This window comes from Nocardioides sp. (assembly GCF_016462705.1).
Classification (GTDB): domain Bacteria; phylum Actinomycetota; class Actinomycetes; order Propionibacteriales; family Nocardioidaceae; genus Nocardioides.
This window is the reverse complement of record NZ_JAEMSS010000124.1, coordinates 1-13057: the sequence shown is the minus strand read 5'-3', so window position 1 is coordinate 13057 and position 13057 is coordinate 1. Positions and strand designations below refer to the sequence as shown.

Annotated in this window: 13 protein-coding genes; 6 read left to right on the top strand and 7 right to left on the bottom strand. The window is 74.3% G+C overall.

Features of this window, described 5'->3' with window-relative positions; genetic code table 11:
* From dnaE to JHD21_RS15225, 4 genes are all read right to left on the bottom strand, one after another.
* A partial coding sequence (gene dnaE / locus JHD21_RS15240) for a DNA polymerase III subunit alpha (protein ID WP_292676926.1) occupies window positions 1-3266 on the bottom strand: 3266 nt, incomplete at its 3' end.
* Window positions 3267-3271: 5 nt separating this feature from the next.
* On the bottom strand, window positions 3272-3742 hold the full coding sequence (locus JHD21_RS15235; protein ID WP_292676924.1) for an SAV_6107 family HEPN domain-containing protein: 471 nt from the start codon (window positions 3740-3742) through the stop codon (window positions 3272-3274).
* Between the two features lie 19 nt (window positions 3743-3761).
* A complete protein-coding gene (locus tag JHD21_RS15230; RefSeq protein WP_292676922.1) occupies window positions 3762-4190 on the bottom strand; it encodes a DUF6504 family protein in 429 nt (142 codons plus the stop codon).
* A gap of 213 nt (window positions 4191-4403) precedes the next feature.
* On the bottom strand, window positions 4404-4895 hold the full coding sequence (locus JHD21_RS15225; protein WP_292676920.1) for a hypothetical protein: 492 nt from the start codon (window positions 4893-4895) through the stop codon (window positions 4404-4406).
* A gap of 48 nt (window positions 4896-4943) precedes the next feature.
* Between JHD21_RS15225 and JHD21_RS15220 the strand changes: the two genes are divergently transcribed.
* From JHD21_RS15220 to JHD21_RS15200, 5 genes are all read left to right on the top strand, one after another.
* Window positions 4944-5417, top strand: coding sequence for a YbaK/EbsC family protein (locus JHD21_RS15220; RefSeq protein WP_292676918.1), 474 nt, complete (start codon window positions 4944-4946; stop codon window positions 5415-5417).
* 92 nt (window positions 5418-5509) lie between these two features.
* Entirely contained in the window at window positions 5510-6016 is a 507-nt protein-coding gene (locus JHD21_RS15215; protein ID WP_292676916.1) for a SigE family RNA polymerase sigma factor, read from the top strand.
* Window positions 6013-6897, top strand: a complete 885-nt coding sequence (locus JHD21_RS15210) for a hypothetical protein (protein ID WP_292676914.1) — start codon at window positions 6013-6015, stop codon at window positions 6895-6897. Before JHD21_RS15215 ends, JHD21_RS15210 begins: the two co-directional genes overlap by 4 nt.
* A gap of 27 nt (window positions 6898-6924) precedes the next feature.
* A complete protein-coding gene (locus JHD21_RS15205) occupies window positions 6925-7518 on the top strand; it encodes a DUF4126 domain-containing protein (RefSeq protein WP_292676912.1) in 594 nt (197 codons plus the stop codon).
* An 18-nt stretch (window positions 7519-7536) separates the two neighbouring features.
* Window positions 7537-8844, top strand: coding sequence for an FAD-dependent oxidoreductase (locus tag JHD21_RS15200; protein ID WP_292676910.1), 1308 nt, complete (start codon window positions 7537-7539; stop codon window positions 8842-8844).
* Window positions 8845-8876: 32 nt separating this feature from the next.
* Here the strand turns inward: JHD21_RS15200 and JHD21_RS15195 are convergent, their stop codons facing one another.
* Both JHD21_RS15195 and metF read right to left on the bottom strand, forming a co-directional pair.
* The gene (locus JHD21_RS15195) at window positions 8877-9479 is read right to left on the bottom strand and encodes an SIMPL domain-containing protein (protein ID WP_292676908.1); all 603 of its coding nucleotides are present in this window, start codon (window positions 9477-9479) and stop codon (window positions 8877-8879) included.
* Window positions 9480-9509: 30 nt separating this feature from the next.
* Window positions 9510-10400: a methylenetetrahydrofolate reductase [NAD(P)H] gene (gene metF, locus JHD21_RS15190; protein ID WP_292676906.1), complete on the bottom strand. Its 891-nt coding sequence runs from the start codon at window positions 10398-10400 to the stop codon at window positions 9510-9512.
* 76 nt (window positions 10401-10476) lie between these two features.
* Here metF and JHD21_RS15185 point away from each other — a divergent pair, with 76 nt between their 5' ends.
* A complete protein-coding gene (locus JHD21_RS15185; RefSeq protein WP_292676904.1) occupies window positions 10477-11553 on the top strand; it encodes a polyprenyl synthetase family protein in 1077 nt (358 codons plus the stop codon).
* A 46-nt stretch (window positions 11554-11599) separates the two neighbouring features.
* Here JHD21_RS15185 and JHD21_RS15180 read toward each other — a convergent pair whose 3' ends face one another.
* A complete protein-coding gene (locus JHD21_RS15180; protein ID WP_292676902.1) occupies window positions 11600-12880 on the bottom strand; it encodes an FAD-binding oxidoreductase in 1281 nt (426 codons plus the stop codon).
* Window positions 12881-13057: the final 177 nt, after the last annotated feature.

Below are 13057 nucleotides of genomic sequence, written 5' to 3'. Positions count from 1 at the left end.
CCCTCGGCGGGCTCGTCCCCGAGCTCGAGGGACAGCTGCACCGAGTCGACCGGCGGCGGCGGTGCGGTGGCCCGGGACTGCGCGGCCGCCCGCGCCCCGACGACGCCCTGGCCGAGCGGGTGGCGCTCGAGGTCGGCGACGGTGTCGCGGACCCGGTCGTCGGAGCTGTTGCGGGCCGCGGCGTCGTCGGCCTTGGCCCGGGCCGCCGAGCCGGCCCGGCTGCCCGAGCGCGACGTCCGGGCGGACAGCCCGCGGCTGGCCAGCGACCGGGAGGAGGCCCGGTCGACCGACCGGGCGATCCGGTCGAGCTCGGCGACCTGGAGCAGCAGGTCGCGCCTGGTCACCCGGCCGCGCTGGCCGACCCCGGAGCCGGCGGAGTCTCCGCGGCCGATGGCGTAGAGGGAGTCGAACCCGCCGGCCAGCACCAGCCGCTCCACGATCGGCCGGGACACCCGGGCCCGGTGCCAGAAGTCGGTCAGCGAGTGGAACGGCCGGCCCGCGACGATCCGCGCCACCTCGGCCTCGTTGATGCCCTTGACCTCGGCCAGCGCCAGCCGGATCCCGTCGCGGGGCGGCCCCTCGGGGTCGTCGGGATGCGGCACCCGCTCGACGACGTAGTCCTTCTCGCTCGCGTTGACGTCGAGCCCCAGGACCGCCAGGCCGAGCTGCCGGGCGTCGTCGAGGATCAGCCGCTTGGGGTACATCCCCGGGTCGTGGGTGAGCACGCCGGCCAGGAAGTGCGCCGGCCAGTGCGTCTTGAGCCAGGCGGACTGGAACGTCGGCAGCGCGAACGCCGCGGCGTGGGCCTTGCAGAAGCCGAACGAGGCGAACGCCTTGAGCACCTCCCAGACCCGCTCGACCACAGGCAGCGGGTAGCCGCGGCCGAGCGCCCGCGGGAAGAACCAGAGCTTGGTCTCCGCCATCCCCTCGACGTCGCCGAGGGCCCGCCGCTTCTCGTCGGCCTCCGCGAAGGAGATGCCGGTGAGCTGGGCGATGATCTCGATGACCTGCTCGTGGAAGACGACCACGCCTTGGGTGCCACCGAGGATCGGGCGCAGGTCGTCGTGCAGGTAGGTCGGCGACTTCCAGCCCTGCTTGCCCTCGAGGTAGGGCGTGATCATGTCGCTCTTCACCGGGCCGGGCCTGAACAGCGAGATGTCGGTGATGATGTCCTCGAAGGAGTCGAGGCCGGACTTGCCGACCAGCTCGCGCTGCCCCGGCGACTCGATCTGGAACATGCCGAGGGTCTTGGCCGAGGAGATGACGGCGTAGGTCGCCGGGTCGTCCCGGGGGACCTGGGTCTCGTCGTCGAGGTCGATCTCGACCCCGTCGGTGCGCTTGATCTCGGCGACGGCGTGGGCCATCGAGGACTGCATCCGGATGCCGAGCACGTCGAGCTTGAGCAGGCCGAGGTCCTCGACGTCGTCCTTGTCGAACTGGCTCATCGGGAAGCCCGCGAAGCTGGCCTCGACCGGGGTCCGGTCGAGCAGGGTGGCGTCGGAGAGCAGCACGCCGCACGGGTGCATGGCGACGTGCCGGGGCAGGCCGTCGAGGCGCTCGACGAGCTGGAACATCACGTCGAGCCGGGTGTCGGTGAGCCCGCTGGCCCGTAGCTCGGGCAGCTCGCGGAGCGCGGCCCGGGCGTCCCGGGCCCGGATGTGCGGGAACGCCTTGGCGATCGTGTCGGTCTCGCTGGGCGGCATGCCGAGGGCGGCGCCGACGTCCCGGACGGCGTGCCGGACCCGGTAGGTGTCCATCATCGAGACGGTCACGCAGCGCTCGCCGCCGTACTTGTCGAGGATCCGCTCGTAGACCTCGAGCCGGCGCGCGGACTCCACGTCGACGTCGATGTCGGGCAGCGCCTCGCGCAGCGGCGAGAGGAACCGCTCCATGAGCAGCCCGTGGCGGACCGGGTCGACCCCGGAGACGCCGAGGAGGTAGTTGACGATGCTGCCCGCCCCCGACCCGCGCGCGGCGCAGCGCACCCCCATCTCGCGGATCAGGTCGGTGACGTCGCCGACGGTGAGGAAGTAGGAGGCGTAGCCGAGGCCGCGGATCATCTCGAGCTCGTCGTCGAGGCGCTTCCAGACCACCGCCTTGGGGCTCGAGCCGTAGCGGTCGCCGATCGCGCCCTCACACCTGGCGCGCAGCGCGACGTCGGCGTCGTCGTGGTCGGTGGAGAGCTCGAACTCCGGGAAGTGCACCTCCCCCAGGCCCAGGTCTCGTCGCGGGTCGAGCGCGCACCGGTCGGCGACCGCGCGGGTGTGGGCCAGCAGCCGCTGGGCCTCCCGTGCGGTCTCACCGAGACCTGCGCCCGACCCAGCGAGCCGGACGACCTCCTCGGCGATCTCGGCCATCTCCTTGCCGGACTTGAGGTAGCCCTCGGCGTTGCCGCGGTCGACGTGCCGCCGGTCGAGCGCCACCAGCCGGCGGGCTGCGTCGAGGACGTCGACGGTGGCGGCGTCGCCCCGGTCGGCGTAGCGCACCGCGTTGCTCAGCACCGCCCCGAGGCCGGCCCGCCGGGCCATCCCGGCCATCCGGGCGGCGTGCGCGGAGGTCCCCGGCCCCCAGCTGCCATGGTCCGCACCGCCGCCGGGGAGCCGGTGGGAGACCAGCTCGACCTGCAGGTGGGTGCGGGGCACGAGGTCCCGCCAGGGCGCGAGCGCGGCCTGTCCGAGGTCCTCACGGCGTCCCCCCGACGGGCAGAGCGCTGCCCGGGCCAGCTCGGAGGCCGGCCCGAGCAGCACCATGAGGTGCCCGGCGGCCAGGGCCTCCCGGACGTCGTGGGAGAGCGTCTCGAGGTCGAGCACGGGCACGCCGCGCTCACCGGCCAGGTGGGTGCCCGAGATCAACCGGCACAGCGCCGCCCAGCCCGCCCGTCCGCCGCCCCCCAGCCGGCTCGTGCTGTCGGCGGTGGCCAGGAACGTCACCCGGGGCAGGCCCCCGCCGACCGGCTCGCGGAAGGCGCCGCCGCGCACCGGCGTACGGCGTCGCGGGCCACCGCCCGGCTCCCCCGACAGCTCGGACAGCGGTGTCAGCCGCGGCAGCACCGGCCGGTGGGCGAGGTCGACCCCGAGGACCGGACGGACTCCGGCGGCGTGGCAGGCGCGGGCGAACTTCACCGCGCCGTAGGCGCCGTCCCGGTCGGTGAGCGCCACGGTGTCCATCTCCTGCTCCGCGGCCCGGGCGACGAGGGCCTGCGGGTGCGAGGCGCCGTAGCGCAGGGAGTAGCCCGAGGCGACGTGGAGGTGGACGAACGGGTCCACGCCTCCTACCCCACCCGGCGGGCGAGCGGGAGCTGCGGGACGTGCGGCGCCAGGCCGAGCGACTGCTCGATGACCGCGAGGAACCGGTCGGCGTCGCGGACCAGGTCGTCGGCCTCACGCTCGGTGACCGCCCGGGTCGAGCCGGCCTCGGCAGCCGCCCGCTTGGCGGCGCCGGCCGCGAAGAACCCGGCCCACTCCCCCAGCTCGGGGGCGACCTCGGCCAGCAGCACCCAGGCGTTCTTCTGCTGACGACGCCGGCTGGTGGCCGGCCGGGCCCGGGCGGCGAGCAGCGCCGCCGCGGCCCGCAGCGCCGCCACGTGGGCGTGTGCGTAGCGGGCCGAGGCCTCGGTGGCGGCCATCGCCTCGCTGAGCGACTCCGCGGCCCGGGCGAGGTAGGAGTGGGTGGTGGCCGGCAGGCCGAACGGGTTGCTGGTCACGGTCGTGCTGGTGCTGGTGCTGGTGGTGGTGGTGGTCATGGCTCTCCCCTCGGTCCTCTCAGTCCACGCAGCCGACGAGCTGCCAGCGGCCGTCGGCCCAGTCGAAGGCGAGGTCGAAGACCCCGCCGGTGTCAGGCTCGCCGTCGGGACCGACCGCCCCCAGTGCTCCGACCGCCCTGCCCCGGCCCGCCTCGACCCGCCACAGCTCCCGTTCGGTGATCAGGTCGCCCAACGGGCGGGGGCCCGGCTCCTCCTCGGCGTGGGGGTCGGTGGGCTCGTGAGACCCGATCGCCGCCCGCACCCCTGGCGAGCTCCACCAGGGACCGGTCTCGACCCAGTGGGCGAGCACCGCCCGGACCTTCCAGAGCCGGCCGCGCCAGAGGAACTGCGCCGGGGCCCTCTCGTCGGAGTAGACGTCGGCGCCGGGGCCTACCGTCTCCTCGACCGGGCCGCGCCGCACCTCGACCGGGTCGTCGTACCGCCGCATCGCTCCCCCTCGGGCTGTTCGAACACTTGTTCGAAGCATACCTCGGGGCAGGGACACCCCGTCAAGGGGCGGTGAGCGTTCTCGGGCCGGGGCGGCCGCGTCTCCGGGCCAGGTGGCGGCCGCCACCGACGAGCGGTGGGTCAGGGCCGGTTCTGCGGACCACACGGTCCCTGGCCCACCACTGCCCCGGCCAGCGACGAGCGAGCGACGAGGTCAGCCGCTGGTCTTCAGGAACCTGCTCGTGTCCGGGTGCCACAGGTAGGCCACGGCGACGACCTCCAGCACCATCGAGGCCACCGACAGCACCACGAAGACCTCGGGCGGGTCGGTCCGGATCCCCGCGACGGTGGTGACCGCGGTGAAGAAGAGCAGCGCGGTCAGGGAGAGACGGGCCCAGTTGTTGCCGTTGGCGAAGAAGACCAGCAGCATCCACATCAGGAGCCCCACGACCACGAACAGGGTGATGGCCGGCGCGACGAACGCCGGCGGCCGCACCTCGCCGTCCTTGATCGCCTGCAGGCCCTGGGTCTCCAGGACCCGGCTCAGGTCGGGGCGTCCCTCGGCCCAGGTGCGGATCAGCTCGTCGTTGAGGACCACGGCGAGCACCACGGCGACCAGCCCCAGCAGCACGAGCATCCAGTGCAACCGGATCGCCCAGGTGACCGAGCTCGGCCGTCCCAGGTCATCGGCCACGTCCTCCGCCACGCGCTGCCCTCTCCTTCGACGTCCAGACCGTGCTCCTAGGCTCGCCACATGACAGCCGAGCACCCCTCGATCACCAGGTTCCGCGACGAGCACGCCCGCCTCGGGGGCACCGGTGAGGTCGTCATTCTGCCCGACTCGGTCCACACCGCTGCGCTGGCCGCCGAAGCACTGGGCTGCGAGGTCGGCGCGATCGCCAACAGCCTGCTCTTCGACGCCGACGGTGCACCCGCCCTGATCCTCACCTCCGGCGCCCACCGGGTCGACACCGACAAGGTCGCGGCGACGATCGGGGCGGCCGCACTGCGCCGGGCCAAGCCCGAGTTCGTCCGCGAGCACACGGGCCAGGTCATCGGGGGCGTCTCCCCGATCGCCCATCCGCGGCCGGTCCCGACCTGGCTCGACACCTGGCTCGAGCGCTACGACGTCGTGTGGGCGGCGGCCGGTCACCCGGCGGCGGTCTTCAGCACCACCTACGCCGAGCTGGCCGCGATGACCGGCGCGCCGACCATCGACGTCGAGTGAGCCCGGGATGAGCGTCGGACCAGCGACGGACCCGCGTCCAACGAGTTCGGTCCGCTGCGAACCTCCGACGCCCTCCCCGGCGTACTAGTGGTGTGAGACAGGCCCGGCGCGAACGCGAGTTCACCCACTTCTACGCCGGCCACGCCACGTCGCTGCGACGCACCGCCTACGTCGTCAGCCGGGACTGGGACCTCGCCGAGGACCTGGTCCAGCAGGCGATGGCCAAGCTCTACGTCGCCTGGCCGCGGATCCGGCCGGAGACCCGGATGGCGTACGCCCGGCGGACCGTGGTCAACGAGTGCCTGAGCCACGCCAGGCGCCACCGCCCTGAGACGCCGACGGACCCGCTGCCCGACCACCCGGTCGACAGGCCCGAGGTCGCGCCCGACCTCAGCGCCGCCCTGGCCCTGCTGCCCGAGCGGCAGCGGGCGATCGTCGCGCTGCGCTTCCTCGACGACCTGCCCGTCGCCGAGGTGGCGGCGGTACTCGGGATCGCCCACGGCACGGTCAAGAGCCAGACCGCTCGTGCCCTGGAGACCCTGCGCCGCCACCTGCCCGACCTACAGATGAGCACTGCCACCGCTTCGGAGGAACGATGAGCCACGACGACCTCGCCACCCTGCTCCGGCACGACCTGGCCCGGGACGAGCCGCACTGGCTGCCCGACGTGGCGGTCCCGATCAGCACCGGCCGCCGCGTCGTACGCCGGCGGCGCGCGGGGGGTGCCGCGGCCGCGGCCGCGCTCGCCGTGGCCTGCGTCGTCTCCGTCCCGCTGCTCGTGGACGACGACTCCGCGGGCCGGGTGCTCGACCCGGCGGAGCAGGCGCTCGCCGCCTACGACGCACAAGAGATGCCGAGCACCCTGGAGGACCATGCCCGGGACGTCCTCGGCCGGAGCGTCGCGGACCTCGGACCGGCGACCTTCACGGCCGGCGACGGTCAGGGAGATCCCCTCCGCCCGGAGCTGTACGACAAGGCGAGCGGGATGGCGGTCGAGTTCGGCGACGACGAGCACTCCTGGTCCGTCGACCTGTCCCACGCCAGGGGCGAGGCCGAGGGCGACGCCGAGAGGTACTGCGCCGAGGGGCTCGCCGAGGGCTTCTACTTCGAGTGCACGGTCGACACGACCGCTCGTGGCTACGTGGTCATCAGCCAGGTCGAGGCGCTCCGGCCGATGGGACACGACCAGCACGGCCGGATGTGGCTGTTGGTGCCGCAGTCGAAGCTGGAGCAGGTCGAGCCGAGCCGGTTGTGGTTCGAGCAGAGGGTGAAGGTGATCAAGTCGGAGACCCTGGTCACCTATGCCACCGAGCGCGTGCGCGCGCCCACCCTGGACGCGGCCCGGTCGGCGTTCCTGACCCCGGAGGCCGACCTGGTGGAGATCGGCGCCGACCCGGCGCTGGTGATCCCCGAGCCCCCCACGGACGACTCGGGCTGCGGCCCGTGGACACAGGACGACGGCGTCACCTACTCCTGCTGAGTCGACGCGGACTCCTAGGCTGACGCCGTGGAGTCCCTGTCCCTGGCGTTCTCGAGCGGGTGGGCGAGCGGCGTCAACGCCTACCTCGTCGTCCTCGTGCTCGGCATCGCCGACCGGGTCGGCGACCTCGAGCAGGTCCCGGACGCCCTGGGGCGCTGGGAGGTCCTGGGGGTCGCCGCGTTCATGTACGCGATGGAGTTCGTGGCGGACAAGATCCCCTACGTCGACTCGACCTGGGACGTGATCTCCACGGCGATCCGGCCCACCGTCGGAGCGGTCATCGGCGTCCTGCTCGCCGGCGACGCGGACACCCTCGACCAGGCGGTCAGCGGCACGGTCGGCGGAGGGACCGCGCTGGCCTCGCACCTGGTGAAGGCCGGCACCCGCCTCGCCATCAACGCCTCCCCCGAACCGGTCACCAACATCGTCACCAGCCTCGGCGAGGACGTCGCCGTGCTGGCCGTCGTGTGGTTCGCCATCGAGCACCCACGCGCCGCCGCGGCGGTCGCCGCGGTGCTCCTGGCCGTGGGCCTGGTCCTCCTCTACCTGGTCGCGAGGCTGGTGAGACGGGGCTGGCGCCGGTGGAAGGGCCGCGGAGACCCGCAGCCGGCCGCCCCGTGAGGGCCCGGTGAGGGCCCGGTGAGGGTCGTCGTCGTCGGTGGGGGTCTCGGCGGCCTGGCGGCCGCGGCCCGGCTGGCCAAGCTCGGGCACGACGTGACCCTGCTCGAGCGCCTGCCCCGGCTGGGCGGTGCCCTGGTGCCGACCACGGCCGGCGACTGGTCGTGGGACCTGACCTCCACGACACTGCTGCCGGCCGTCATCCGCGACCTGTTCCGCAAGTCCGGCCGCCCGGTGGAGCGGGAGCTCGAGCTGGTGCCGCTCGGGCTGGTCCGCGAGCACGTCTTCGAGGACGCCTCCGTCCTGCGGCTGCCTGGTGAGTCGCGTGCCGCCCAGCTCGCGGCCTTCGACGGGCTCCGGCCCGGGCTCGGTCAGCAGTGGGTCGACCACGTGGCGTCGTACGCCGACGACTGGGAGGTGCTCCGGCGCGCCTACCTGGAGGTGCCGTGGACCCCGGACGCGCTCAACCCGGAGGTCGCCGCCCGGCTGGACTCGCGCGAGGTCCTGCACCGCCGGCTCAAGAAGCGCTTCCGTGACGAGCGGCTGCGGCAGGTCGCCGCCCACCCCTTCGTCATCGACGGTCACGACCCGCGCAACGTCCCGGCCTGGGCGGGGCTGGTCGCCTACCTGGAGCAGCGCTTCGGCGCGTGGACGGTCGAGGGCGGCATGGGCGTGCTCGCGGAGGCGCTGACGACGCGCCTGGCGACCCGCCGGGTCACCGTGGAGACCGGTGTCACGGTCGAGGACGTGGTGGTCCGCGACGGCCGGGCCGTCGCGGTGCGCACGTCCGGCGGGGACGTGGACGCCGAGGTCGTGGTGGTCGCGGTCGACCCGCGGACGCTGCCCGCCCTGGCGCCGTACGTCGCGCGCACGATGCCCGCGATGCCGCCGGTGGTCTGCCACGTGGGCCTGGAGGGCGAGCTCGCCGAGCACCTCACCTCCATGCCGCACGAGACCGTGCTGCACGGCGACCCGATGCTGGTCGTCCGCACCGGCGGACGGGCCCCGGCTGGTGGGTCCGCGTGGACGGTGCTGGGGCGCGGTCGCCTCGCCGAGGACATCCTGCACGCGCTGGCCCGGCACGGGATCGACCTTCGCGAGCACGTCGTCGAGCGGGTCGACCGCTCCCCGCGCGAGATCGTGGAGCACTGGGGCAGCTCACCGCTCGGCGTGCTCTGGCAGGGCCGGGCCACCGTCCGGCGGCGGCTGGGGCCCGCGACTCCCGTCCCCGGTGTGTACGCCGCCGGGGCGCACGCCACGCCCGGAGGCGGGCTCCCCTTCGTCGGGCTCTCGGCCGCGCTGGTGGCGCAGGCGGTCGGCCCGGCGTGAGCTCACCGGCCAGCCGGTGAGGCTCGCGGCCGCTATGCCAGCGCCCAGGTCACCGTGACGGTCGAGGTGAGCAGGGTCTGACCGGGCGCGAACCCGACGTCGGCCTTGAACGCGGCCCTCTCGAGTCCGCGGGAGACCGGCGCCCCGGCTCCCTCCGACACGTCCCGGACCTCACCGAGCGACTCCCCGGACAGCGCCGCGAGGTGCTCGGCCCGGACCCGGGCGTCGGCGTACGCCGCCTCGCGGGCCTCGCCCAGCGCGGCGGTCGGGTCGCCGACGGACAGCGTCACGCTCTCGACCTGGAGGCGGTCGCCGACCGCGTCGGCCAGCCGCCCCACCAGGGCGCCGGCCGACTCCAGGTCGCCGCCGGTGATGGTCAGGACGTGTCGCGCCTCGAACCCCGCCCGCCGCCCCTCGACGTCGTGCGCCGGCCAGACGCTGAGGTCGGTCGAGGAGACGACGTGGAGACCACCGGCGTCGTCCGCAGCAGACACGACCGCGGCCCGCGCCGACTCGGCGCCCGCCAGCGCCTCGGCCATCCCCTCCGCGCGGTGCACGCACGCGACCCGGACGACGGCGGTGTCGGGGACGGCGGTGGACGACCCGTGGCCGGTGACGGTGACGGTGCGCGACATGCCCGCCACGCTAGTGCCGGACCGCGCGGCTCAGACCTGCACGTTGAGGGCGGAGAAGATCTCCAGCGTCGCCTTCGACCGGTTGAGCGTGAAGAAGTGCAGGCCCGGCGCGCCGCCGTCGAGCAGCTCGGCGCACAGCTCGGCGGCCAGGGCGATGCCCGCGGCACGCATGGCCGCAGGGTCGCCGTCGTGGGCGGAGATCCGGGCCACGACGTCGTCCGGCACCGCGGTGCCGATCAGCTCGCCCTGCCGACGGATGTTGGCGAGGTTCAGGATCGGCATGATCCCGGGCAGGATCGGGATGTCGACGCCGCGGGCGCGGACCCGGTCGACCAGCGAGAAGTAGTCGGCGGCCCGGAAGAACATCTGGGTGACCGCGAACTCGGCGCCGGCCTCGGCCTTGGCGACGAGGACGTCGGCGTCGTGGTCGAGCGACGCCGACGAGGGGTGGAGCTCGGGGAACGCCGCGACGCCGATCCGGAAGTCCCCGCGAGAGCGGGCCAGCTCGACCAGCTCGATGGCGTAGTCGAGACCGCCGGGGGTCGGCTCCCACGGCGCCCGGGGTCCCTCGCTGGGGTCGCCGCGCAGCGCCATCAGGTGCTGGACACCGACCTCCTGGTAGGTGTCCAGGATCCGTTCGAGCTCGGCTCGGGTGTGCCCGACGCAGGTGAGGTGGGCGACCGGGGTCAGGGACGTCTCCTGGGCGATCCGGCCGGTCACCCGCACGGTGGTGTCCCGGGTCGAGCCGCCGGCGCCGTAGGTCACCGAGACGAACGTGGGCCGGTAGGGCTCCAGCGCGCGGATCGCGTCCCAGAGCTGAGCCTCGCCGGCCTCGTCCTTCGGCGGGAAGAACTCGAAGGAGTAGGAGTGCTCGCCCTGCTCCAGGAGCTCCTTGATGCTGCGCCCACGTTCGGTGATCACGCTGCCGATTCTCCGTGACGGTGGGAGGCGCCACCCAATCCTGACCACCCCCCGGCATCGCACTAGGGTCGGCCCGGTGAGCCCCGGGAACGGCACGGCATGGGACGTGGAGGGCTTCCGCGCCCGGGTGCAGGACGCCCTGAGCGCGGCGTTGGACGCCCAGGCCGGCCGGCTCGCGCCGCTCGGCGCGGACGCCGAGCGGCTGGTGGCCGCGGCCCGGACCTCGGTCGCCGGCGGCAAGATGTTCCGGGCGTCGTTCTGCTGGTGGGGACACCACGCCGTGGCCGCCCCCGCCGACGAGCCCGCGCTGCTCCGGGCCTGCGCCGCGCTGGAGCTGCTGCACGCCAGCGCCCTGGTCCACGACGACCTGATGGACGCCTCCGACACCCGGCGTGGCCACCCCGCGGCGCACCGCGCGTTCGAGGCCCAGCACCACGCGGCCGGCTGGCGTGGCGACCAGGAGCAGTACGGCGCCGCCGGCGCGATCCTGCTGGGCGATCTCCTGCTGTCGTGGTCCGAGGAGCTGCTGCGCCGCTGCGGACTCCCGTTCGCGGGCGTCGCCCCGGCGCTCGAGGTCTTCGACCTGTGCCGTTCCGAGGTCATCACCGGCCAGTTCCTCGACGTCTCGGTGCAGGCGCGCGGCCGTGCCGACGTGGACACCGCGATGACGGTGCTGCGCTACAAGTCCGCGAAGTACAGCATCGAGCGTCCCCTGCAGATCGGCGCCGCCCTGGCCGGGGCCGGTGAGACGACCTTGGCGGAGCTGAGCGGGTTCGGGCTCCCGCTGGGCGAGGCCTTCCAGCTCCGCGACGACCTCCTCGGCGTGTACGGCGACCCGGAGGCGACCGGCAAGCCGGCGGGCGACGACCTCGTCGAGGGCAAGCGCACGGTCCTGGTCGCCCTGGCGCTCGACGCCGCTCCCCCTGCCGAGGCCGCCGAGCTCGACGCGGCGCTGGGGACACCCCTGTCGGCCTCCGAGGTCGAGCGGCTGCGCCGGATCATCGACGACTCGGGGGCGCACGCGCAGGTGGAGGCGGTGATCGAGCGGCTCGGCGACCACGCGCTCGCCGCCCTCGACCGCGCCAGTGTCGACGAGACCGCCCGGGAGGTCCTGCGCGGGCTCGCCGTCGCGGTCACCCAGCGAGCCGTCTGAGCGACGTCGGCCAGGACAGGTCAGGGCAGGTCAGGGTCGGGGCAGGTCAGGGCGCCACGTTGAGGTTGCGGCGGAAGACGTTGTCCGGATCCCAGGCGCGCTTCACCTCCCGCAACCGCGCCAGCGTCGCGTCCGGCCACACCCGGCCGACGTCCGCGTCGGTGGCGGTGTCGAGGAAGCCGGCGTAGGACCCGGCGCCCAACCTGCCGATCCGGTCCCACGCGGCGCGGGCGTCGGCGACCTGGCCCGGCGTCGCGTCCGGGGCGAGGAAGGCGGCGGACACGACCAGCGCCTCCGCGCCGCGGTGCGCGAAGGCGGTCTCGGCGGGGTCCACCCGGGCGAACGCCCCGCCGAGGCTGCGCAGGAAGACCACCCGCCCGCCGGCCGCATGAGCGGTCACGACCGCGTCGATGACCGGACCGTCCACGGCCTCGACCAGCGTGTTGCCGATGACCGGCAGCACGCCGGGCGGAGGGTGCGCCTCCTCCAGGACGTCGGCATAGGCCCGCTCGCCGACGTCCTCGCCGAGGACAGGGCCGATGCCGCGCAACGGCCCGAGGACCGCGGGATCGCGGCCGGCCACGCACGCGTACAGGACCGCGGCCGGGTCGCCCCCGCCGAACCCGGGCATCAGCACCATGGTCGAGCTCAGCTCCTCGGGGGCGTCCCGCATCACGTCGGCCCAACCGCGCAGCAGCCCGGCCACGTCGTCGAGGGCGTAGGTGATGGTGCCGAACACCACGGTCGGGACCCGCTGGGCCTGGAACTCGAAGGCCGTGACCACCCCGACGTTGCCGGCACCCCCGCGCAGCGCCCAGAACAGGTCCGCATGCTCGGTGGCGGAGGCGCGCACCACGTCGCCCGCGGCGGTGACGACCTCGGCGGCGAGCACGCTGTCGATGGTGAGGCCGTGCTTGCGGACCATCCAGCCGATCCCGCCGGCCTGGGTGAGTCCGCCGACCCCGACCGAGACCGTGTCCCCGGAGGTGATCGCGAGACCGTGCTCGCCCAGGCGCGCCGCAGCCGCGCCCCAGGTGGCCCCGGCCCCGATCCGCACCCGGTCGTCTCCGAGCATCTCGACCCGGTCCAGGCGCGACAGGTCGATCACGGCACCGCCGTCGATGTTGCCGAAGCCGGAGACACCGTGGCCGCCGCTGCGCACCGCCAGCGGGAGCTGCTCGGCGCGGGCGTGGTGGAGCGACGCGACGACCTCGTCGGTCGTCCTGGGACGCAGCACCACCTCGGGTGCGGCGGTGCCGGCGAACGTCGTCCTGGCGTCGTCGTACCCCGGGTCGCCGGGGCGGACGGAGATGTCCTTGAGGGTCATGACCAAGGACCGTAGAACCTCAACCGCACGTGAGCTCAAGGCCTTTTCGCGACCTGCCCCGGACAGCACGAAGGCGAGGGACCAGCCCCTCGCCACTTCCAAGGTATAGCGCGACGGGGGGCTTGCCGCAAGGCCCACGTCCTGCCCCAGAATCACCGGCTCCACGCACCCCAGCCC

Bases quoted from the DNA above. Each gene is read 5' to 3' on its own strand.
- JHD21_RS15235 (WP_292676924.1), bottom strand. From the start codon at position 3,742: ATGACCACCACCACCACCAGCACCAGCACCAGCACGACCGTGACCAGC.
- JHD21_RS15230 (WP_292676922.1), bottom strand. From the start codon at position 4,190: ATGCGGCGGTACGACGACCCGGTCGAGGTGCGGCGCGGCCCGGTCGAG.
- JHD21_RS15220 (WP_292676918.1), top strand. From the start codon at position 4,944: ATGACAGCCGAGCACCCCTCGATCACCAGGTTCCGCGACGAGCACGCC.
- JHD21_RS15210 (WP_292676914.1), top strand. From the start codon at position 6,013: ATGAGCCACGACGACCTCGCCACCCTGCTCCGGCACGACCTGGCCCGG.
- JHD21_RS15195 (WP_292676908.1), bottom strand. From the start codon at position 9,479: ATGTCGCGCACCGTCACCGTCACCGGCCACGGGTCGTCCACCGCCGTC.
- JHD21_RS15180 (WP_292676902.1), bottom strand. From the start codon at position 12,880: ATGACCCTCAAGGACATCTCCGTCCGCCCCGGCGACCCGGGGTACGAC.